18 protein-coding genes and 1 riboswitch are annotated in these 21,926 nt (G+C 64.3%); of the genes, 10 read left to right on the top strand and 8 right to left on the bottom strand.

What is annotated here, in order from left to right; translation table 11 throughout:
• The first annotated feature begins 42 nt into the window (after positions 1–42).
• From NHH73_11290 to NHH73_11275, 4 genes are all read left to right on the top strand, one after another.
• Positions 43–930: a DMT family transporter gene (locus tag NHH73_11290; GenBank protein USX29611.1), complete on the top strand. Its 888-nt coding sequence runs from the start codon at positions 43–45 to the stop codon at positions 928–930.
• 112 nt (positions 931–1,042) lie between these two features.
• The gene (locus tag NHH73_11285) at positions 1,043–1,504 is read left to right on the top strand and encodes a RidA family protein (GenBank protein USX28825.1); all 462 of its coding nucleotides are present in this window, start codon (positions 1,043–1,045) and stop codon (positions 1,502–1,504) included.
• Positions 1,505–1,612: 108 nt separating this feature from the next.
• Complete coding sequence (locus tag NHH73_11280) at positions 1,613–2,806, top strand: PLP-dependent aminotransferase family protein (GenBank protein ID USX28824.1); 1,194 nt, start codon at positions 1,613–1,615, stop codon at positions 2,804–2,806.
• Between the two features lie 314 nt (positions 2,807–3,120).
• Positions 3,121–4,479 carry a diguanylate cyclase gene (locus NHH73_11275; protein USX28823.1) on the top strand — a complete coding sequence of 453 codons (1,359 nt, stop codon included), beginning with the start codon at positions 3,121–3,123 and terminating at the stop codon, positions 4,477–4,479.
• Here NHH73_11275 and NHH73_11270 read toward each other — a convergent pair.
• Positions 4,457–5,656, bottom strand: coding sequence for a hypothetical protein (locus NHH73_11270; protein USX28822.1), 1,200 nt, complete (start codon positions 5,654–5,656; stop codon positions 4,457–4,459). The genes NHH73_11275 and NHH73_11270 overlap by 23 nt on opposite strands.
• A gap of 176 nt (positions 5,657–5,832) precedes the next feature.
• On the opposite strand from NHH73_11270, the gene NHH73_11265 reads away from it, so the two are divergent.
• Positions 5,833–6,897, top strand: a complete 1,065-nt coding sequence (locus NHH73_11265; GenBank protein USX28821.1) for an AraC family transcriptional regulator — start codon at positions 5,833–5,835, stop codon at positions 6,895–6,897.
• Positions 6,898–6,915: 18 nt separating this feature from the next.
• On the opposite strand, the gene NHH73_11260 is transcribed toward NHH73_11265, so the two are convergent.
• The 3 genes from NHH73_11260 to NHH73_11250 are packed head-to-tail and all read right to left on the bottom strand — an operon-like array spanning position 6,916 to position 10,749.
• Complete coding sequence (locus NHH73_11260) at positions 6,916–7,791, bottom strand: SDR family oxidoreductase (GenBank protein ID USX28820.1); 876 nt, start codon at positions 7,789–7,791, stop codon at positions 6,916–6,918.
• Positions 7,792–7,810: 19 nt separating this feature from the next.
• A complete protein-coding gene (locus NHH73_11255) occupies positions 7,811–9,328 on the bottom strand; it encodes an aldehyde dehydrogenase (GenBank protein USX28819.1) in 1,518 nt (505 codons plus the stop codon).
• A gap of 8 nt (positions 9,329–9,336) precedes the next feature.
• Positions 9,337–10,749 carry an NAD(P)-binding domain-containing protein gene (locus tag NHH73_11250; GenBank protein ID USX28818.1) on the bottom strand — a complete coding sequence of 471 codons (1,413 nt, stop codon included), beginning with the start codon at positions 10,747–10,749 and terminating at the stop codon, positions 9,337–9,339.
• 275 nt (positions 10,750–11,024) lie between these two features.
• Here NHH73_11250 and NHH73_11245 point away from each other — a divergent pair, with 275 nt between their 5' ends.
• Positions 11,025–13,463, top strand: a complete 2,439-nt coding sequence (locus NHH73_11245; protein USX28817.1) for a TonB-dependent receptor — start codon at positions 11,025–11,027, stop codon at positions 13,461–13,463.
• A gap of 4 nt (positions 13,464–13,467) precedes the next feature.
• Here the strand turns inward: NHH73_11245 and NHH73_11240 are convergent, their stop codons facing one another.
• Positions 13,468–13,923 carry a hypothetical protein gene (locus NHH73_11240; protein ID USX28816.1) on the bottom strand — a complete coding sequence of 152 codons (456 nt, stop codon included), beginning with the start codon at positions 13,921–13,923 and terminating at the stop codon, positions 13,468–13,470.
• Positions 13,924–14,058: 135 nt separating this feature from the next.
• Between NHH73_11240 and NHH73_11235 the strand changes: the two genes are divergently transcribed.
• The gene (locus tag NHH73_11235) at positions 14,059–14,457 is read left to right on the top strand and encodes a VOC family protein (GenBank protein USX28815.1); all 399 of its coding nucleotides are present in this window, start codon (positions 14,059–14,061) and stop codon (positions 14,455–14,457) included.
• Positions 14,458–14,467: 10 nt separating this feature from the next.
• On the opposite strand, the gene NHH73_11230 is transcribed toward NHH73_11235, so the two are convergent.
• Positions 14,468–14,668, bottom strand: a complete 201-nt coding sequence (locus NHH73_11230; protein USX28814.1) for a hypothetical protein — start codon at positions 14,666–14,668, stop codon at positions 14,468–14,470.
• A gap of 53 nt (positions 14,669–14,721) precedes the next feature.
• On the bottom strand, positions 14,722–17,568 hold the full coding sequence (locus NHH73_11225; GenBank protein ID USX28813.1) for an insulinase family protein: 2,847 nt from the start codon (positions 17,566–17,568) through the stop codon (positions 14,722–14,724).
• A gap of 98 nt (positions 17,569–17,666) precedes the next feature.
• Positions 17,667–17,816, top strand: a riboswitch (FMN riboswitch).
• Positions 17,817–17,911: 95 nt separating this feature from the next.
• Between NHH73_11225 and ribB the strand changes: the two genes are divergently transcribed.
• On the top strand, positions 17,912–18,574 hold the full coding sequence (ribB, locus tag NHH73_11220; protein ID USX28812.1) for a 3,4-dihydroxy-2-butanone-4-phosphate synthase: 663 nt from the start codon (positions 17,912–17,914) through the stop codon (positions 18,572–18,574).
• A gap of 122 nt (positions 18,575–18,696) precedes the next feature.
• Here ribB and NHH73_11215 read toward each other — a convergent pair whose 3' ends face one another.
• The gene (locus NHH73_11215) at positions 18,697–20,100 is read right to left on the bottom strand and encodes an MFS transporter (protein ID USX28811.1); all 1,404 of its coding nucleotides are present in this window, start codon (positions 20,098–20,100) and stop codon (positions 18,697–18,699) included.
• 115 nt (positions 20,101–20,215) lie between these two features.
• Between NHH73_11215 and NHH73_11210 the strand changes: the two genes are divergently transcribed.
• Both NHH73_11210 and NHH73_11205 read left to right on the top strand, forming a co-directional pair.
• A complete protein-coding gene (locus NHH73_11210; protein USX28810.1) occupies positions 20,216–21,082 on the top strand; it encodes a LysR family transcriptional regulator in 867 nt (288 codons plus the stop codon).
• 52 nt (positions 21,083–21,134) lie between these two features.
• A complete protein-coding gene (locus NHH73_11205; protein USX28809.1) occupies positions 21,135–21,923 on the top strand; it encodes an ABC transporter permease in 789 nt (262 codons plus the stop codon).
• Positions 21,924–21,926 lie beyond the last annotated feature (3 nt).

Here is a 21,926-nt window from a genome sequence, read left to right as displayed (position 1 = left end):
GGCGCCTCCCGCTTGGACCGCTTCAGCGATGAAACGGCCGGCATGCTGCTTGGCCTGATCGGCGTCGCCATCTTCAGCCTGACCCTGCCCTTCACCCGGCTCGCCGTCGGCGCCGCCGGCGACACGGGGACCGCCGCCGGCCTGTCGCCGATGTTCGTCGCGCTGGCCCGCGCGCTGGTCGCCGCAGCGCTCGCCGGCGCCTGGCTGCTATGGAAGCGCGCGCCGCTGCCGCCGCGCGCCGCCCTGGCGCCGCTGGCGATGGTGGCCGCCGGCTGCGTGATCGGTTTCCCGTGGCTGACCTCCATCGCCATGCGCTCGCTGCCCGCCGCCCACGGCGCGGTCCTGATCGGCATCCTGCCGCTGGCCACCGCCGTCTTCGCGGCCCTGCTGGGCGGCGAAAAGCCCTCGGCCGGCTTCTGGATCATGGCCATGTGCGGCTCGGCGCTGGTGGCCGGCTTCGCGCTGCGCCAGAGCGGCGGCGGCCTGCATCCGGCCGACCTTGCGATTTTCGCCGCCGTGCTGCTGGCGGCCATGGGCTACGCCGCCGGCGGACGCCTGTCGCAGACGCTGGGCGGGCAGCAAACCATCTGCTGGGCGCTGGTGCTGGCCGCGCCGGTGCTGCTCCCGGTGGTCGGCTGGCTATGCTGGCGCGAAGCCGGCCAGATCGCCGCCGCCGGCGCGGCCGCGTGGACCGGCTTCGCCTACGTCTCGGTATTCTCGATGTTCATCGGCTTCTTCTTCTGGTATCGCGGCATGGCGCTGGGCGGCGTGGCGCGGGTCGGCCAGGTGCAGCTGGTGCAGCCCTTCCTGTCGCTGCTCGGCGCGGCTGTGGTCCTGGGCGAGGCGCTGGAGTGGCCGACCGTGATATTTGCAATCGCCGTCATCGCCACGGTGGGCGTCGGCCGCAAAATGCAGGTGAAACGCGGCTAAAACCGTGGAGTATTCTGATTTTTGCTCAATTGCGGGCATCGCCTGTCTCAAGAGTACAATATCGGTCTACAGCCCCACCGAATTACTGCCCACTTACTATATGGATAAGCACATGTCTGTCTACGAAAAACTGAAAGCGCTCGATATCACCCTGGCCGCACCGGCCACCCCGGCCGCCGCCTACGTCATGTACGCGCAAACCGGCAACACGGTGTTCATCTCGGGTCACATCGCCAAACGCGCCGACGGCAGCGTGTGGGTGGGCCAGTTGGGCAAGAATATCGACACGGCCGAAGGCAAGCAGGCCGCGCGCGCCATCGCCATCGACTTGATCGGCACCCTGCAGGCGGCCGTCGGCGGCGACTTGAACCGCGTGCGCCGCATCGTCAAGCTGATGAGCCTTGTGAACTCCACCCCTGATTTTACCGAACAGCACCTGGTCACCAATGGCGCTTCCGAGCTGCTGGGCGAAGTTTTCGGCGACGCCGGCAAGCACGCCCGCTCGGCCTTTGGTGTCGCACAAATCCCGCTTGGCGCCTGCGTCGAAATCGAACTGATCGCGGAAGTCGCGTAAGCGGGCGGCGTCCTATCCGGCGCCGTTCCTTTTATAAAAGCCGCCACAAGCGCGCTTGTTGAATCGCCGGGCCGTCTTCGGCCGGGGCACACATTGAGTGAGACATGTATGAAAATCGAAAACCCGAACCCGATCCAGTGGCGCTTCTCCGAACGCGCCGACCAGCTGCAATCGTCCTTCATCCGCGAGATCCTGAAGATCACGCAGCAGCCCGAGATCATCTCCTTCGCCGGCGGCCTGCCGTCGCCGCTGACCTTCCCGGTCGACGAAATGAAGATCGCCTTCGACAAGGTCCTCGAGACCAACGGCAAAGTGGCGCTGCAGTACGGCCCGACCGACGGCTACCTGCCGCTGCGCCAGTGGATCGCCGATTCGCTGTCGACCAACGGCGCCCGGATCATCCCTGAACAGGTGTTGATGACGTCCGGCTCGCAGCAGGCGCTGGACCTGCTGGGCAAAGTACTGATCGACGAAGGCAGCCGCGTGCTGGTCGAGACCCCGTCCTACCTGGGCGCGCTGCAGGCCTTCTCGGTCTACCGCCCGGAATTCAAATCGGTCGACACCGACGAACATGGCCTGGTGCCGTCGTCGCTGGACCCGGTCGCCGCCGGCGCGCGCCTGCTGTACGCGCTGCCGAACTTCCAGAACCCGACCGGCCGCACCCTGTCCGTCGAGCGCCGCCTGGAACTGGTCGAGACCTGCGCCCGTCTGGGCCTGCCGCTGATCGAGGACGATCCGTACGGCGCCTTGAGCTACAAGGGCGATCCGCTGCCGAAGATGGTGGCGATGAATCCCGAAGGCGTGATCTACATGGGCTCCTTCTCCAAGGTGCTGACGCCGGGCATCCGCCTGGGCTACGTGGTGGCCCCGCTGCCGCTGGTGCGCCGCCTGGAACTGGCCAAGCAGGCCGCCGACCTGCACACCTCGCAGCTGACGCAGATGGTGGTGCATGAAGTGATCAAGGATGGCTTCCTCGAGCGGCACATCCCGAAAATCCGCACCCTGTACGGCAACCAGTGCCAGGTCATGCTGGACGCGATGGCCCAGTACTTCCCGGCCGGCGTCGAGTGGACCAAGCCCGAAGGCGGCATGTTCATCTGGGTCACGCTGCCGAAGCACATCGACGCCATGAAGCTGCTGGACGAAGCGATCGCCCAGAAGGTCGCCTTCGTACCGGGTTCGCCGTTCTATGCCAACGAACCGGAAACCAACACTTTGCGCCTGTCGTTCGTGACCGTGCCGCCGGAACGCATCCGCACCGGCATCGAGATTCTCGGCAAACTGATCGCCGCCAAGATCTAAAGACGCTCCCTGCACCATCCCGTGGGCGGCGTCCGCCGCCCACACTCCCTTCTTGTCATCCCCACAAAAAAAAGCACGGTCCCTTCCGCGCATTGGGTCGGCGTCGCTTTCAAGCTTGAAGCATTCTTCCAAATTCATGCGCTGAATGTTTACATATCAGGCGGGCAACGCGGTATCATTTGATTGATAGTCACTTGGTAAGGCAAGCCTTTGTTCATGCGTGTACAAACTTCCCCAGCTCGCCCCTTGCGCCACCCACCCGCGCGATCGTGGCCCCATGCCGAAACAACCCACCAGGTTAAAGGCGACGCGCAATGAACCCCGTGATTTCCGGATTGTCCACGCGGCGCGATGCCGCCATCCTGATCGTCGACGACGCGCCGGACAATCTCGCCGTGCTGCGCAAGCTGATGGTCGAACAGGGTTATCAAACCTTTGTCGCCACCTCCGGCGAGCGCGCGCTCAAGATCGCGCGCCGCGTCCATCCGGACCTGATACTGCTCGACGTGGTAATGCCCGGCATGGACGGCCTGGAAACCTGCCGCCAGCTCAAAAGCCATACTTCCACGCAGCGCATTCCCGTCATCTTCATGAGCGCCAGGACCGACACCGACGACGTGGTGGCCGGCTTCGACATCGGCGCCGTCGATTACATCGGCAAGCCGCTGCGCATGGCCGAAGTGTGCGCGCGCGTGCGCACGCAGCTGCAAATCCGCAGCAACAGCGAAACCCAGGAAGAACAGGCCGAGCGTCTGCGCACCATCGTCAACAGCATGGCCGAGGGCCTGCTGATCATCGAGGCGGACGGCCGCATCCAGTTCACCAATCCGGCCTGCGACAAACACCTGGGTTACCAGGAGAACGAGCTGGCCGGCCGCGCGATCTCGGAACTGCTCAACCCATTGGTGGCGCAGGAGTACCTGGAATACTTCGCACGCTATGCTGCCTCGCCCGAGATGGCGCACAGCCACGGCACGCGCGAGGTGATCATCCGCCACCGCAACGGCAGTTCGGTGTGCATGGACCTGACGCTGACGCCGATGTACCTGCGCCAGCCGCTGTTCATCGGGCTGCTGCACGACATCACGCATCACAAGCAATCGGAGGACGCGCTGCAGCGCGCCGCCATGGTCGATCCGCTGACGCAGATCGCCAACCGGCGCCATTTCGACAGCTTCCTGGAGAAGGAGTGGCAGCGCTCCATGCGCAGCGGGCAGCCGCTGTCGCTGGTGGTGCTCGACGTCGACCACTTCAAACTGTACAACGACACGCTGGGCCACCCGGCCGGCGACACCTGCCTGCAACGGGTGGCGGCCGCCATCGCCTCGCACGCGCTGCGTCCCACCGACCTGGCGGCGCGCTACGGCGGCGAGGAATTCGTGCTGCTGTTCGCCGAAACCGGCGCCGAGACGGCCGCCATGATGGCAGAGGCGATCCGCGCCCACATCGAATCGCTGGGCATTCCGCACCCGCGCTCGACGACGTCGCAGTGGCTGACCGTCAGCATCGGCGTGGCGACCATCCACCCGCATCAACTGGACAACACCGAATCGCTGTTTGTCGCCGCCGACCGGGCGATGTACGTCGCCAAGGAAGGCGGCCGCAATCAGGTGCGGTCGACCGGCACCGGCGGCGCCGCGCTGGAAGCGGTCAAAGCGCTGGTGATGCGCTGACCCGGCCCGGGCCCCTCAACGCCTTCAATCCGAGCGGCACGCTGACGGCCAGCGCCAGCATCGAGAACACAATCACCCCCACGCCGCCCGCGTCCTGGAACAGCTCTCCGGCGCCGACGGTGCCCACCGCCACCGCGGCAAACGTCACCACCACCGATTGCGACAGCAAGCTGCCGTCGCGGTCCTGCGCCGAGATGAAGCTGTTCAGCACCGCCATGATGGCGTAGAACGCCATGTTCAACATCAGTTGGCCGGCAAAGAACAGCACCACGCCATCGGCGGTGAAGAAGCAGGCGACCGACGCGAACATCACCAGCAGCGCGCCCATGACGGTCAGTCCGCGCCGGGCCGCCAGCGCCGGTATCGCCGGCACCACCGCGCCGAAGAAGCCAAGCAGCGACGACACCGCCAGCAACGTCCCTATCGTCGGCAGCGACAGGCCGATACGCTCGCCCTGCAGCGCCGATACCGCCCACACGCCGGCTTGCACGCTGTAGACGCCGACAAACACTCCCCATGCCAGCCATACGCCGGCGCCGACGCGGCGCCGGCCGACTCCCGGCTCGTCGGGCGGCGGCGCGCGAACGGGCACCAGCGCCGGTATGCGCACGGCCGCCACGCCCAGCACCACCGCCAGCAGCGCAAGGCCGATCCAGATGCCGTCGCCCGCCGCCACATCCGGCAGCAGCGACACCAGCGTGAACACGCCGGCAACGGCCAGCCCTGATAGCAGCAGCACCACGCCCCATAAACGTTCGGCGTCGCGGTGGCAGGCCAGGCAAATGCCGACCATGACGATCATCTGCGCTTCGCAGACGCCGACCACCAGCCGCAGCGCCCCGAACAGCGGTGTAGACAGCGTCAACGCCGTGAGCATCTGGCATAGCGCCAGCACCACCAGCGACACGGCCGTGCATCGGGTCGGCCAGCGGCGCGCCATCGGCGGCAGCAGGATGCAGCCGGCAAGCATGCCGACCATTTCGACGCCGGTCATCAAGGTGGCCTGGCCCTCGTCGAAGTGCAGCCGCGCCATCGTGTTGGTCACCAGCAGCGGCATCATGGTGGTGCCGCCGATGCCCAGCGCCCACGCGGAAGACAGTATCAGGGTTGAACCGGTGGTGGTTTTCGCCGCCGCGGCGTCGATATCGGGCAGGGGCGCTGCGGGTATGGTGGTCATCGCTGGTCCATGGGTGATGGCGGCACGATTTGCCGTGATTGAAGCATACGACGGATGCCACGAAGGACGGGGCCGAAGCGGCCAAAAACGACACTCCGGCGGCCATTTAGTGCGCATCGACGCGCCGGCCCGTAGATCCTGTGCTAGCCTCGTTCATCAACTTGAAGGATTGGCCCATGCCGGCAAAACCCCACCTCCCCGACGCCGAAGCCGACGTTCCGCCCCATGTGATACGGCAGGTTCTGCAACTGCTGGCAAGCCGCGGCCATTCGGTCGAAAGGCTGTGCAAGGGGCTGGGATTCACGCCGGAGAATCTGCGCGACGCCGGGTTCCGCGTCTCCTACCGTCAAACCAGCATGCTGGTGCGGCGCGCCATGCAGCGTTGGGGCGATGCGGCCATGGGCATCGCCACCGGCGCGCGGCAAACGGTGGTGTGCTTTGGCCTGCCCGGCCTGGGCATGCTCACCTGCCCCACCCTCGGCGAGGCGCTGCTCTACCTGATCAAGTATCAACGCGCGGCCGGTACCCTGGTCATCAACGAACTGGCCGTCATCGACGAGCGCAATTTCATGATCGAAGCGGCCACCCGCTTCCACGATCCGGAACTGGAACCGTTTTTTATCGAGGAGATTTTCGTCAGCGGCGTGGAGGTCGCGCGCGCGATGGTGGGCTCGCACGTGCGCCCGTCGCGGCTCGAGCTGCGCTATCCACGCCCGGCCTACGCCAGCGCCTACAGCGAATATTTCCGCTGCCCGGTGGTGTTCAACGCGCCCCTGAATCGCCTGATCTGCGACATGTCCTGGTACCACTGCCCCCTGCCGACGCATGACAGCTTTATGCAGGAAAGCCTGCAGGCGCAGATCGACCAGTTGCTGTCGATCGGCCAGCCGCGCAACGACCTGGTGGAATCGATCATGAACGTGCTGCGCGCCTCCGTTGACGAGATGCCCGGGCTGGCGCAGACCGGAGCGGCGCTCAATATGAGCGAGCGCACGCTGCGCCGCCGCCTGGCCGAATTGGACACGTCCTACCAGCGGCTGGTGGACCAGGTGCGCTACGAGTGCGCGCTCGATCTGCTGAGGCGCAGCGCGATGCCGCTGGTGGATATCGCGATGGCGACCGGCTTCACCGACGCCCGCAACTTCCGCCGCGCTTTCAAGCGCTGGTCCGGCATCCTGCCCAACCAGATAAGGCAAGGCGTGCCCGCCCCGCGGTTGCTGATACCGGAGCGGGCGGATTAAAATGCAGGCCCACGACCGTCAGGGAAGATCCCACTTTCCGGCGCGCAGCACCACCAGGCCGCGCCGGCGTAGCGACTCCAGATAGCGCGCATGGCCGCGCACCCCTTTTTTGCGAAATAGCGGTATCAGCTTGGGCAGCATGTTCGGCACCAGCATCGCCAGCCTGACCGTCCATGACTCGCTGACACGCGGATAGCGCTCCAGGCATGGGCTGTCGAGCATCCGCATGACCTGGCGGGCGACATCCTCCGGCTGCTGCGGCGGATCCATGAACTGCAGCGTGTTGCCGCCGTCGATCGCCTCGCGCATCAGCATCTGCGTCTCGGTCGCCGATGGCAGCACGCTGCCGACATGCACGCCGTGCCGCTCGCGGTCCAGGCCCAGGCACAGCATGGCGCCGCGCAGGCCGAACTTGGTGGCCGAGTAGATACCTGTTTCCGGCAAGGGGAAGATACCGCCCAACGACACGGTATTAATCACCCGGCCGTCACCGGCGCGCTGCAAGTCGCCGAAGGCCAATCGGGTCAGCACGATCGGCGACAGCAGGTTGATATTCAACTCCGCCAGGATGTGATCGACCGAGCGCTCCTCGAAATGCCCCGTTCCCGTCATGGCGGCATTGTTGACCAGGATATCGAGCCGGCCGAAGCGCTCCTGGATAAATGCCAGCAAGGAAGGCAGTTTATTCAAGTCGTCCAGGTCGACCCGCACACCCACCGCCCCCGGCCCCAGCTCCGCCGTCGCCCGGTCCAGCGCCGCCTGGTCGCGGTCGGCCAGCACGCAGTTGATGCCACGCTCGATGAAGCCACGGCAGATCGCCCGCCCGATGCCGCCCGCGCCGCCGGTGACCAGGGCCACGCGCCCCTCCCGGCCGGCGTTGGTTGTTATCGCCATATGTATTCCTCTTGTGGTGTTAGTTGTTTTTATGGCCGGCCGCGCCCAGCTGCATCCAGATGGTCTTGGTCTCGGTGTACTGGTCGTGCGCCAGCAGCGATTTTTCGCGTCCCCCGAAGCCGGATTCCTTGTAGCCGCCGAACGGCACGCCGGTATCGCCTTCCGAAAAACAGTTGATCGACACGGTGCCGGCGCGGATCGACTTGGCCACCCCGTGCGCCGAATCCAGATTGCTGGTGTAGACCGACGATGCCAGGCCATAGCTGGTGTCATTGGCAATGGCCACGCCCTGCGCCAGGTCGTCGAACGCCATCACCGACAGCACAGGACCGAATATCTCCTCGCGCGCGATCGTCATCGACGCCAGCACGCCGTCGAAAATGGTCGGTTCGACAAAGCTGCCGCCGCTGTCCAGGCGCACCTGGGCGCCGCCGTGCACCAGCCGCGCGCCCTGCTCCCGGCCGCCGGCGATATACCCCAGCACACGTTGCATGTGTCCAGGCTCGATCAATGCGCCGACACGGGTGGCCGGATCGAGCGGGTCGCCAACAATCCACTCGTCGAAGGCGCGCTTGACCTCCTCCAGCAGCTCGTCCTTGCGCGAGCGGTGGACGATCAGGCGCGAACCGGCGCTGCAATTCTCACCCTGGCAAAATAGCGCGCCAGTGGCGACCTGCTGCGCCACACGGGGCAAATCGAAGGCGTCGGCCAGCACCAGCGCAGGGCTCTTGCCGCCGCATTCCAGCACCACCCGCTTCAGGTTGGACTCGGCCGAGTACTTCAGGAACAGCCGCCCCACTTCGCCCGAACCGGTGAAGCTGACGCAGTCGATGTCGCGGTGCCGGCCCATGGCCTGGCCCACGGTCTCGCCATAACCCGGCACGATATTGAGAACGCCATCGGGAATGCCCGCCTCCAGCGCCAGGCGGCCCAGCATCAGCGCGGTCAAGGTGGTCTGTTCGGCGGGCTTGATCACGATCGAGTTGCCGCTGGCGAGAGAGGGGCCGATCTTCCATCCCGCCAGGTAGAGCGGGAAATTCCATGGCAGGACCGCGCCCACCACGCCGATCGGTTCGCGCACGATCATCGCCACCACGTCCGGCGCGGTCGGCGCCACCTGGTCGTACAGTTTGTCGGCCGCCTCGGCGTGCCAGCGCAGGCTCTCGATCATGTCCGGCAGGTCGGCGGACAGCGCGTCGCGTATCGGCTTGCCCGAGTCCAGGCTCTCCATCAGCGCCAGCGTTTCCAGATTGGCCTCGACCAGGTCCGCCAATCGCAGCAGCACCTTTTTGCGATGCTTGGGCGACGCCCGCGACCAGCCGCCATCGTCGAAGGCGCGCCGCGCCGCCGCGACCGCCAAGTCCACATCGGCCTCGCCGCAGCTGGCGATGCTCGCCAGGTGGGCGCCGTTGGCGGGATTGACGGTGTCCAGGCGATTGCCGGAGATGGCTTCGACGAAGCGTCCGCCGATCAGCGCACGGGTTTCGAAATCGAGGCCGGCGGCCCGTCCTCGGTAGTACTGCAAAGTCTTATCCATGTCCGTCCTTAAGCCGCCGCGCGCAAGCCGGCCGACGACCGCGCGGCCGCCACGCTGGTGCGCAGATTGTCGTAATAGGACTCGCTCAATTCCGGCCAGCCCATTTTCTTGCGCAGACGCTTCAGATACGACTTGAGCGCGTGCGCCTCTAGATAAACCTCGTGCCGCTGCGACTTGACGAATTTCAGTCCGCCCGACAGATCCGGATCGTCGCTGGCGATGAGCGCGTCGAAAGGGCTGGCCTTGCCGGGGTTGTCCAGCTGGTCGCGCAGGTAGGCGGCGATCATGAAGGCCTCGGTGTCGAACAGCTTGTAGGCGCTGGAGTTGGTTTCGACATAGCCGATACCGAACAGGTTGCGGTGGTCGCGGCTGAACATCGACAGGTAAAGCTGAGGCCTGCCGCCGCGCCACTCGAAGTATTCGCCGGCGTATTTGCAGCTCCACTTGTAGCCGGTGGCGTAGATCACCAGATCGAGCGCCTCGCGGCTGCCGTCCTTGAAGACGACGTCGTCGCCGTCGTAGTGCGAGATATCCGGCTTGACCGCGATGTTCCCGTGCTGAAGATTGTGCAGCAACTGGGAGTTGAGCAGCGGATGGCTCTCGAACAGGCGATGATCCGGCTTGGGCAGGCCGAAGCGAGTCAGATCGCCGGTGAACATTTTCAGCAGCACGCTCATGACCGGCCGCGCGATCCAGATCGGCAGCGGCGGGCCGCTCTCGCCCACCTGGTCGGCGGGAAGACCGAACAAATGCTTGGGGATGAAGTGGTAGCCGCGCCGCATGCTGATGAAAGCCTTGTCGGCGCGGGTGGCGGCGTCGCAGGCGATGTCCGCGCCGGAATTGCCCGCGCCGACGATCATCACCCGCTTGCCCTTGAATTCATCGCTGCTCTTGAAGGTGACCGAGTGGCGTATCTCGCCGTTGAAATGGCCTTTGATCTCGGGCATGTTGGGGTCCCAGTTGCAGCCGGTGGCGCAGATGACGGCCAGGTAGCGACGCCGGCCGCCGTCGCCCATGGTCACCACCCACTTGCCGTCTGATTCCTTGCGCACGTCCCGCACCGGGCTATTGAAGCGGATCGCCTCGCGCAGGCCGAAGGCATCGGCATAACTGCGCACATAGCTTAATATTTGCTGGTTGGTCGGATAGTCGGGATAGGACTTCGGCATCGGAAAACCGATGAAGCCCGACAGGTCGCGCGACGAGATGAAGTGCGCCGATTCGTAAATCGGACTGCCGGGATTGTGCATGTCCCAGATGCCGCCAACGTCCGAGTGGCGCTCGAACTGCTCGTACGGCAGCTTCATTCCTTTCAGGGCGCGCGCGGCGGACAGGCCGCCGGGCCCCGCGCCGATCACGCAGACGGCGTTGCCGCAATCAATAATCTGGTCTGTCCGCTCTTGTACCCGTTCTTGTCCCATCTTGGTCTCCTGTCGTTGTGTTGTGCGAACCCATTGTGCGAACCCATTGTGCAAACAAAGTGGCCGCCGCACGGGGGCCAAAGGGACAGGCAGGGAGCATTTCCGGCCAACGCCGCCGTTCGGGCGGTCACGCAACACCGGGGCCTGTTTGGCCATACCGGCGTCCTCCGGTGTCCGATCCGGCCCCTTTGCCGGCACGGCGCGCGACTACATTCGATGACAGAAACTTAAAAAAAGACCAATCCATAAGACCAAACATAACAACGGGAGATATCGTGAAGACAAACGAAAAACAGCCGCCGTCCCACCGCAACGTTGCCTCGCGCACGCTGGCGCGCAGCATCGCCGTGGCATTTGCCGGCACCGCCGCCGTGCCCCTCGGCGCGCTGGCGCAGGACGACATACAGAAGGTGGTCGTCACCGCGCAATCGCGGTCGCAATCGGCGCAGGAGGTGCCGATCTCGATGGAGGTCGTAACGGCCAAGGACATCCGCAACCTCGGCGCCAAGAACCTCGGCGATTTGAACGGCTATCTTCCCGGCCTGGAGGTGGAAGCGACCCAGCCCACGCAGCCGATCTTCGGCATACGCGGCGTGCAGGCGGGCGACTTCGGCATCGGCACCGACATGCCGGTCGGGATCTATGTGGACGGGGTCTATACCGGCAAGACCGGCGGCGCGCTGATGAACTTCATCGATATCCAGCGCGTGGAAGTGCTCAAGGGGCCGCAAGGGACGCTGTTTGGCCGTAACAGCGCCGCCGGCGCGATCTCCGTCGTCACCAACGAGCCGGATCAGACGTTCGACATGAACGGCCACCTGAAAGTCGGCGAATACGGCCGCGTCAATGCGGATGCGATGGTCAACCTGCCGCTGGCGGACAACACGGCGGCGCGCCTGGTCTTCGTGCGTGCCGAAAGCGACGGGTGGGTGCGTAACGCCACCACCGGCGAGCGTACCGCCGGCGACAAGTCCGGGGCCGCGCGGCTCTCGCTCAAGCACAAGACGGGCGATGCCACATTGAACCTGACCGTGGAACACGAGCAGCTGCGCCAGAAAGGCTGGCCGGCTTTCGGCGTCGTCAAGGACCCGGCGCTGCCGTTCGCCGGCTTCACGGGCGCCTACGACGCCGCCTATGTGGCCAACTTCGTCGATCCGCGCAAGGCGCCGCTGGAGAACGACACCGGCGGCAGCGAGCGCCGCACCTTCGATGGCGCCAGCCTGCGCGCCGAACTGCCGCTGGGCGGCCTCACGCTACGCTCGATCACCGCCTACCGCACCTTCTCCACCTACAACCTGACCGACAACGACGGCACCGCGCGCAGCGATTTCTCCCTGGCGAACACGGATCAAAAGAAGGCCTACAACTGGCAGCAGGAATTCAAGCTGTCCGGTAAGACCGAGCACCTGGACTGGATCGCCGGCGCCAGCTTCTACGACAACCGCGAGCGGCAATCCTCGACCGCCCTGCTCAATACAGCGACCCTGGACAACGTCAGCCTGCTCGGTGGCGGCAACGCCGACCTGGCAAACCTGTTCGGCGCGCTGGGACAGGCCGGCATTCCCGGGGTCGACGCCTCGTCGAATTTTCCGTGGGGCGAAACCACCCACAACTACCTGCGCACACGCGCCTTCTCGGTCTACCAGGACGTGATCTGGCACGCCACGCCGTCCACCAACCTGACCCTGGGCCTGCGCTGGAGCCGCGACCGCAAGAACATGGAGTGGCACGTGCCGGGGCGCGAGTCGGCAGCGCTGGACGCCCTGCTCAACACCTACGGTCCCCTGGCGGGGCTGAACGCCTCCGCGCTGCCGTCGAACCAGATCTTCTATGCGGCCGGGCTACTGGCGGCGACGCCGGTCCATTCGACCAAAAGCTGGACCGACTGGAGCCCGCGCCTGGTGCTGGATCATAAATTGACGCCGGACCTGCTGCTGTTCGCATCCCTGTCCAAAGGCTACCAGGCCGGCGGTTTCAATGTCTTTACGCCGCCGAATGCGGCGTCGGCCAACGCCAAAGAGCGCGACCCGAGCTACGATCCGGAGAAAATGACCAATCTGGAACTGGGATTCAAGCTGTATGCCCCCTCGATCAAGGCCACGCTCAACGGCTCCGTGTTCGCCTACCGCTTCAAGAACCTGCAGGACATCAAACTAGGCGGCACCGGCCCCATACCGACCTACAATGTGGTCAACAGCGACCAGCAGGCCAAGGGCCTCGATCTCGATGGCCGCATACGGGTATCGCCGAACCTGACGCTGTTCGCGGGACTGGAGCTGATCGACCAGACCTATAAGCGTTACCGAACCACCGACGACAGCGGCGCGGTGCTGGACCTGTCGGGCCAAACGGTCGGCACGCCCACCTTCAACGGCATGGGCGGCGTCAACGCCAGCTGGGAGGCGCTGGGTGGCCGGATCAGCACCACCCTGCAGGGTACCTATCAGAGCAAGGCGCGCTGCAACGACGACACGCGCGCGCTGCAATGCCTGGACGCGCCGGCCTTCCGCACCGGCGAGGCGCGCAGCAAGGCCGACTTCCGCCTCGGCTGGGACAACGCCAACGGCAAATTCGGCATCGCCCTGCTGGTGAATAACCTGTTCGACAAACAGTATGTGCACACGCTGGACGGCCAAACCAAGCCATTCGGCCTGCCCTACGCCATCGTCACGCCGCCGCGCACCGTCTCGCTGGAGTTAAGGGGCAGCCTGTAGGCCTTCAGATGGCGCTGCCCTTGACTCGCACGAAGGGGCCGATGCAGCGCTCCATGCTGCGCTCCACGCACATCAGGAACATGTCGCCGCCGGGATGGAACAGCAGGTAGTTGGTGACCGAACGCCCCGGCTTGGTGATCTGGCCGGCGCAATCGGGCTTGCCGTTATCCTTGACGAGGGTGTCGACCGACTTATAGAAGCCCTGCTTGTCCGGCTGGTCGGCAATGACAAAGGTGGACTCGGCCACCTCCTCGTGGCTGAACACCAGCGTGCTGCCGTCGGCCCGCACGCGGTAGGTCTCGCTGCATGCGCCGTCGGGCAGCGTGATTTTCCAGAGGCCGATGTACGGATGATCGCCCCGCAACGGCGCGGCGCTTGCCGTCATCGGCGCTCCGGCTAGCGCCACCGTGGCGGTGAACGCGGCCGTCGCGGCCATCCTGAAAAGAGGTCCACTCGTCATCGCATCCCCCGCGCCGGTTTATTTGCCATTTAGTCTATTAAAGCATAAACGGCCCGGCGATCTTCTGGCGCGCCGCTGAAAGCTCGTTTCCTCACGTATATAATTATCGAATTGATACTCAACCGTGGGGAACGAATGCTATCGCATGTCTACGTCGGCACCAACGATTTTGAAGCGGCGTTCGGATTTTACGGCGCGGTGATGGAGACGCTTGACACGCGCCTGCGCTTCAGCGATCCGGCAAAGCCGTGGGCGGCGTGGATGCCGGCCGAAGGTGGAAGGCCGCTGTTCATCATCGGCAAACCGTACGACGGCCAGCCGGCGGGATGCGGCAACGGCCAGATGATCGCCCTGATGGCGCCATCGCGCGAGGCGGTCGACCGCGCCCACGCGGCGGCACTGGCGCATGGCGGCCAATGCGAAGGGCCTCCGGGACTGCGTCCGCAGTACCACGACAACTACTATGGTGCCTACTTCCGCGACCCGGAGGGGAATAAACTGGGCGTCGTGTGCCACGACGCCGTGGGTCTTTAATACAAAATACTCAGGCCAAAGCCTCCTTGGCCGCTTCCTCGGGCGTCAGGCCGTCATAGAACTGGTCGGTGAACCATTCCACCTGCTCTTCGATGTGATCCTGCGCCTGTTCCACTGTCGCGCCACCTTTGACAAGGAAACCCTCAACCTCGATACACCAGTTGATCAACTCCAGGGTTTCCGGATCCAGCTCTTCCTTTTTCTTTGCCATGATTTACCTCTACATCGGGTGGGTACGAGCCTCCAGTGTAACAGGCGCCAAGCTTACTTCTCGGGGTACAGCACCACTTGGACGTAATTATTCATGTCGAAGTAGCGCTTGGCCGCCTCCTTCAGATCCGACGGCTTGAGCGCCTGCACGCGCTCCTCGTACTTGAGGATGTCCTCGGGATTGCTGTTGTTGAAGAAGGCATTTTGCAGGGACGCCATCCAGTAGCCGTTCTCGCGCATGCCCTTTTGATACCCTTTGAGCCAGGCGGATTTGACCTTGTTCAGGTCCGCCTCGTCGGCGCCGTCCTGCTTGATTTTCTCGATCTCGGCAAAGGTCGCGGCAATCACCTTCTCGACGTTCTCCGGCGCGCAAGGCAGGTTGGCGCTGATCGAATAGTTCCCGTATGGGAGGCGGTTCAGCGAGCCGTTCATGCCGCCGCTGTAGATGACGCCCATCTTCTCGCGAAGCACCTCGATCAGTTTGATGTTGAGCACCTCGATCAGCGCCTGCATGCGCATGCGCTCCTCGCGCGAGTATTTGGCCTCCCCGGTAAACGACAGCGAAATGGTGCTCTTCGGATCGGCGCCTGCGCGCACCTCTTTCTTGACCACGCCGCGCACCGGACGCACACCTTCATCCTTGAAGGCCACCGGAATCTCGCCGGTCGGCAGGCTGGCCAGGTAGGTCGCGACCAGCGGCTTGATTTTCTCCACATCGAAGCTGCCGACAATGAAGAAGGTGAAATCGCGCGCGCTGGACAAACGGCTCTTGTAGATCTCCATCACGCGATCGAGCGACAGCTGGTCGAAATCGGCCGGCTTGGCCGCGCGCAGCACGCGCGGACTGTTGTTGTAGATGGTCGCGGTGATCGTATCGTAGAACACCGACTCCGGCCGCGCCATATTGTTTTGCGCCAGTTCGCGCTGGCGGTCCACATAGGCGCTGTAGATGGCGGCATCCTTGCGCGGCTGCGTCATCTGCAGATAGGCCAGCTGCAGCATCGACTCGATATCGTCGCTGCCGGAACCGCCGGACACCGACTCGTTGAGCGAACTGACGCTGGCCTGGGAACTGACGCTTTTCCCGGCCAGGACCTTCACCACGTCGTTCGGCGTGTAATTCAATATGCCCATCTGGCCGACGATGCTGCTCGCGTAGTGGGCCGCGAAGACATCCTTGTCGTCGAACAGCGACCAGCCGCCGTAGCGCAGGCCCGCCATCATCACCTGGTCGTTATTGAAGTCGGTGGGCTTGAGCACTACCTTGACGCCATTGCTCAACACCAGCTCCGTGGTGCCGATCTTCTCATTGAAGGTCTGCTTGACGATGGTGCCCGGCTTCGGCAGGACCGGCATCAGCTGGTTCGAGTAGACCTTCTCCTCCTGCGCCTTGACGCTGATTTTCTCGGCCGCGTTGGCGATCGCCACCAGGTCGGCCGCCTTCGGTGTCGCCACGCCGGGCTTGTCGACGCCCGTGTAGATCACCAGCTTGCTCTGGTTGTCCGGGATCGCCACCTTGACGGCCGCATTCACCTCCGACAGCGAGATCTCCGGAATCAGCTCGCGCGCATAGCGGTATTCGGCGGCGATGCCCGGGATGGTTTCGTCTTCGAGGAAATGGCGGATATATTCGGCCGCGTAGCCGGACGAATCGGATTTGTCACGCTCGTTGTACAGATTCTCGTAGGTGCGCAGGATGCCTTTCTTGGCCCGTTCCACTTCGGAGGCGGTAAAGCCGTACTGGCGGGCACGCTCATCCTCTTCCACCAGCGCGTTGATGGCGGGCGTCACGCCGCCCTTGCCCAGCACCGCGCCGGCGCCGAATGAACGGTAGCCGCGCACGATCTTGTTCATGCCGCTGCCGCCTTGCAGGAACGGCGGATTGGCCTGCTGCGTCAACTCGTACATGCGCTGACTGAGGATAAAGCTGTACAGGTTTTCGATCAGCTTCTGGCGATAGTCGGCCAGCGTCACCCCGGCCGGCCAGGGCTGGATCGGATAGCGGATATAAACGGAGTTGTTGCTGACTTCCTTGTCGGTGAAGACGATGCCCTCCGACTCCTGGCGTTCCGGAATCCTGGCATATTCGCGCGGACGCGGATTCGCCGGATTCTTCAATTTGCTGAAATGCTGTTCGATCAGCTTCTGCGCCGCTTCCGGCTCGATATCGCCGACCACCACCACCGCCATCAGGTCCGGACGATACCAGTCGCGGTAGAAGCGCTTGATGGCGTCGTACTTGAAGCTCTTGATAATGTCTTCCTTACCGATCGGCATGCGCTGCGCATAGCGCGAGCCATTCAGCACCTTCGGCAGCACCACCTTGTTCATGCGGTCGTCCACGCCCTTGCCCATGCGGAGCTCCTCGAGCACGATGCCACGTTCGCTGTCGATGTCGGCGTTGTTGAAGGACAGGCCGTGCGCCCAATCCTCCAGCACCTGGAAGCCCTGCTCGACGGTCTCCTTTTTATCGGTCGGTATCGGCAGGATGTAGACGGTTTCGTCGAAGCTGGTATACGCGTTCAAATCGGCGCCGAACTTGACCCCGATCGACTGCAGATACGATACCAGCTCGTTGCGCTTGAAATTGGTGGAGCCGTTGAAGGCCATATGCTCGGTGAAGTGGGCCAGGCCTTGCTGGTCGTCGTCCTCCAGGATCGAACCGGCTTTGACGACCAGCCGCAGTTCCAGCTTCTTCTCGGGTCGCGCGTTCTTCTGCACATAATATGTCAGGCCGTTTGCCAGCTTGCCAACCTTGACCTGGGGTCCGATCGGCAGCACGTCGCTTAGTTTGAGCGGGGGCTCCTTGCCCTGCCCCCCTACTTGTCCCTGGCCTTGCGCCAGGAAGGAAAACGACAACAACAACGCCCCGGACAGCACCTGCAATTTAATCAATTTCATTCGGCAGACAGTCTAAAAAATCGGAAAAAGCCACCTTACACTGAAAATCTTAATTTGGGCTAAAATCCTCGTTCGCCTGCCGGCCGGCAGGCGCCAACTTACGTCTTCGGGGCGGGGTGCGATTCCCCACCGGCGGTAAGGCCAGCGATGGCCAAGCCCGCGAGCGCCTTTCCGGCCGATTGGAAAGGGTCAGCAGATCTGGTGCGACTCCAGGGCCGACGGTATAGTCCGGATGAAAGAAGATGTGCGGTGACGCGGCCTGCCGCCCGAGCGATCGGTGCGGCGGGCAGCGCGTATTCGCTTGCCCTGTTGCGTTTTTCGCTATTGCGAGGAGCGTTCCACCATGTTTGACCAAGTATCCGCAGTATCCCCCTACTCCCTTGTTTCGGATGATCTGGAAGGCCGCATCGCCGCCGCTCTGGAGGCCATGCGCGCCGGCGTGCCGGTGATCCTGCTCGACGATTTCGACCGCGAGAATGAGGCCGACCTGATCGTCGCCGCCGAAAAAATCACCGTGCAATCGATGGCGTTGATGATCCGTGAATGCAGCGGCATCGTCTGTCTGTGCCTGAGCGCCGACAAGGTGCGCGCGCTGGAGCTGCCGCCGATGGCCGCCGACAACGGCAGCCGATACGGCACGCCCTTCACCGTGTCGATCGAAGCGCGCGAAGGTGTCACCACCGGTGTCTCCGCGGCCGACCGCGTGACGACGATCCGCACGGCCATCGCCGCCGATGCGCGGCCGGGGGATCTGGTGCATCCCGGGCACGTGTTCCCGTTGCGGGCGACGCCGGGCGGCGTGCTGGCGCGCAAAGGCCATACCGAGGGCTCGGTGGACCTGGCCACGATGGCCGGCCTTCAGCCGGCGGCGGTGCTGTGCGAGTTGATGAACCCGGACGGCACGATGATGCGCGGCGCCGAGATCGAACGCTTCGCCGAGCTGCATGCGATGCCGATCCTGACGATCGCGGAGATGATCGAGTGGCGCAAGAATCGTGACGTCTGATCCACAACGGTAGATGATATACGACGGAGACACGTAGGGCGGATTAGGCGGAACGCCGTAATCCGCCATTTTATGAGCCGCCGACGGCACATGCATGGCGGATTACGCTTCGCTAATCCGCCCTACGTGTCTCCACGAGAACTCAACGGCTTCACATAGAAATACACCAGGGTCAGGGCGACCGCGTAAGCCGCCGACACCAGCGCGAAAGCCGCCGGCAAACGCCACGCCCAATCCCCCGTCACGTGCAACACGGTTCCCATCATCGCCACGCCGACCAGCGCGCCGATCTGGCGATTGGCGTTCAACGCGGCGGCGGCGCTGTTGGCATGCGCCTTGCCCGCCACCAGCATCACCGTCGCCGTCATCCCCGGAATCGCGATCCCGATGGCGACGTTCATCACGATAGTCCCCAGCACCAGCAACCAATAAGGCGTCTGCGGCGACAGCCCGGCCAGCATCGCCAGCGCCGCCCCCAACCCCACCAGCAGACCATATAACATCGGCGGCCGCGTACCCACCCGCGACACAATCGCACCCGATGTCAAATTTCCGATGGCGAAAGCCCCCATCATCGGTATCAGCTTCAATCCAGTGTCCAGCGCGTCGGCCCCGCCCTGCTGGATATATAGACTAAGCAAAAACAACTGCCCAAACACCGCAAAGTTGATCAGGAACCCGACCCCATTGGCCGCCGCAAAAGCCGGCGTATCGAACAAGGCGCGCGGCAGCAGCGGATGCGCGCCGGTGCGCTCGCGCACCACCAGCAGCGCCCCGCACACCACAGCGGCGACAACCGCCGCCAGCACCGCCACCGACATCCAGCCCAGCACCGGCCCCTCGATCAGCACAAAACTCAACGCAGCCAGCGCCGCCACACCGAGCGCATGGCTCAACATCGACAACGCGCGCCTATGCGGCGGCGTGGCCGGCGCCAGCATCTGCGTCAGCACGATGCCGGCCAGGCCGATCGGCACATTCACCCAAAAAACGCTGCGCCAGCCGAATGCATGGACCAGCAAACCGCCAACGAGAGGACCGGCGGTCGCCGAGCACCCGACAATTGCGGACCAGGTGCCCAGCATCCGCGCCCGCGTGCCCTGATCCTCGTAGGCGTGCGTCAGCAGGCTGAGAGAACTAGGCATGAACAGCGCGGCGCCGGCCCCCTGCAGCAGCCGCGCGGCGACCAGCGCATTGCCACTCGGCGCCAGCGCGCACGCCACCGAACCGAGTATGAAAACACTCAGGCCGCCCTGATAGACGTTCTTCGGGCCAAAGCGGTCCGCCAGCGCGCCGCCGGCCAGCAGCAGCGCGGCGAAGGTCAGCGTGTAGCCGTCCACTACCCAAACCAGTCCGGTAAGTGGCACCGACAAACTGACCGAGATATCGGACAAGGCGGTGTTGACCGCAGTGACATCGATCATCGCCATCACAAAGCCGATGGCCAGCGTCATCAGCATCAGCAGCGGGGGGACCTGGCGGGTGGGCGCGGTAACAACCGGGCCGGTGGTGCATTGAGTAGTCATGGAGCGTCCTTCAACGAGATTCGATCCATCTTAGGCCGCTTGCCTGATGCAGTAAATACGCATAATATCGGCGCTCCGATGCAAAAATGCATTCCAATCGACGGGCCGACCGACCATGGACTGGGACAACGCCAGGATTTTCCTCGCCATCTACCGCAAAGGTACGCTGCGCGCGGCCGCCGGAGAACTCAATATCGACCAGGCCACCGTCGGCCGGCGTCTCAATGCGCTGGAGGATTCGCTGGGCGCGCGCCTGTTCCTGCGCACGCCCTCCGGCTACATGGCCACGCCGGCCGGCGAACTGGCCGTCACCGCCGCCGAATCGATGGAGCAGGCGGCGCTGCGGTTTCAGCGCGAAATGCAGGGCATCGACAACCGTCTCTCCGGCGTGGTGCGCGTGACCACGTCGGACACGATGGCGAGCCATTTCGTCATCGACGCCATGCGCCGCCTGCACGAGACGCATCCGGAAATCCGCATCGTCCTCAGCACCGGCACCGAAATCACCAGCCTGACGCGCCGCGAGGCCGACCTGGCCGTGCGCACGCTCAAACCGACCAGCCCTGACCTGATTTCGCGCCATCTCACCAAACGCAGCATGGGTTTGTACGCCACGCAAGGATATCTTAAGCAGCGCAGCATGCCGATACCGGGCAACGGCCTGGCGGGCCATGACATTGTGATCTACCAAAACGCGGTGGCGCCGCGCCACCGGGAGAAAATCTGCCTGGAGCCGATCACCAATGCCCGCGTCGCGATCGAGGTCAATAGCGGCTTGATGCTGCTGGAGGCGGCGCGCAAGGGCATGGGCGTGACCGAACTGCCCTGCCACATGGCCGACGGCGATCCACAGCTCACGCGCATCTGGCCGGACCGGGTCGACCATTACGACGTCTGGCTGGTGATGCACAGCGATTTGAGTCGCAGCGCGCGCGTGCGCGCCGCCGCCGACGCCATCATCGACAGCTTCCCGCCGGCGTAAGGAAGACCATGACGAACACCTGCGCACGCCGTCCCGGTGCTAAGATGCCAACATGAACGCACAAGCATCGACTCCATCCATATTGCAACGGCTCCACCATGGCGCGGTGGACTGGCTGCAGACGTGGTGGCGGCTGGCGCAGTTCGCGGTGCTGATGCTCTCCGTGGCACTCACGCCGGCCACCTACGGCCGCGCCAACCGCCCCGTGCTGGCGCGCCATCTGGTGGCCGACACGGTGCCCAACCTGGCGTGGTTCGGCGTGTTGTCCGCGTTGGTCAGCCTGGTGCTGATCCGGATCGTGGTGGTCACCTCGCTCAGCTACGGCCTGTCGCGCTTCGCGCTGGAGATGGTGGTCCGGGTGCTGGTGCTGGAGCTGATTCCATTGACCGCCGCCGCCTTCGTCGCCTTGCGCACCACTTTACCGGCCGGCCTGGAGTTCTCGCAAGGGCGCGGCACCGGTACCGTCGCCACGGTGCAGGAACTGAGTGGCGAATTTTTCCCGCGCGTCGCCGCCGGCGTCTTCGCCGTCTGGATGCTGGCCGCCGTCAGCTGCGTGCTGACCCTGATCCTGGCCTATCTGACGTTGTACGGTTTCACGCCTTGGGCGCTGACCGGCTACACGCGCGTGGTCGGCCAGGTATTCAACCCCGCCGTCACGCTGATACTGGTGCTGAAGGTGGTGTTCTTCAGCTTTGCCGTCGGCCTGATTCCGATGGCGTCCTCGTTCTACTTCGGCGGCAATTACCGCGTCAAGGTCACGCACGGCCTGTCGGACATGGTGCGGCTGTTCGCCATGATCCTCCTCATCGAAGTGGCCTCATTGATGGGCAACTACTATTAAGCG

This window comes from Oxalobacteraceae bacterium OTU3CINTB1 (assembly GCA_024123955.1).
Lineage (GTDB): Bacteria > Pseudomonadota > Gammaproteobacteria > Burkholderiales > Burkholderiaceae_D > Rugamonas.
This window is presented reverse-complemented; position numbering and strand designations above follow the sequence as displayed.